The sequence below is a fragment of the Priestia sp. P5_B4 genome (assembly GCF_056400385.1).
In genome coordinates, this window is record NZ_JBFULJ010001554.1 from 1 (window position 1) to 507 (window position 507).

Genomic DNA, 507 nt, shown 5'->3' on the forward strand with positions numbered 1-507 from the left:
GAACCCGACTGGGTAAAGGAACAAAGAAAATATGATTATTTTAATCGACCTAAATATGAAAATAAAAAGTGGACTGAAGAGGAAGATGCCCGTCTATGGTACATGTTTTATCAAGAAGGTCGTACTCAACAAGAAATTGGCCAACTAATCGGTAGATCAGCCCATGGAATTCAACGGAGATTACACCGACTACGGAAAAAGAAGTTACCTCAATAAATTCTACTTTTTTGTGATTGTTTTTACTGGTCCCACATATTAGTCCTTTCCATTGCACATTCATTTTGTGAAACAGCCTTTTTTATAAGAAAGGTAGCCCTATAGAAGCATAGAAACTCATGATATGCTTAAAAATATTATATTTTACACTTTACTATTATCTATTGTGTTATTCCCTAAAGGAGAGGACTCTATAAGGATAGATGGGGTTCTCTTTTCTCCTTCACTGATTAAATTGTGTTTTCTGGTCTGATAATTTATGAATTGCTGTTGTTAGCAATGTTCTTACTT

Annotated in this window: 1 pseudogene; it reads left to right on the forward strand. The window is 34.1% G+C overall.

Features of this window, described 5'->3' with window-relative positions:
* Window positions 1-216 (forward strand): annotated as a pseudogene (locus AC1DRF_RS32125) (sigma-70 family RNA polymerase sigma factor); the annotation flags it as partial.
* Window positions 217-507 lie beyond the last annotated feature (291 nt).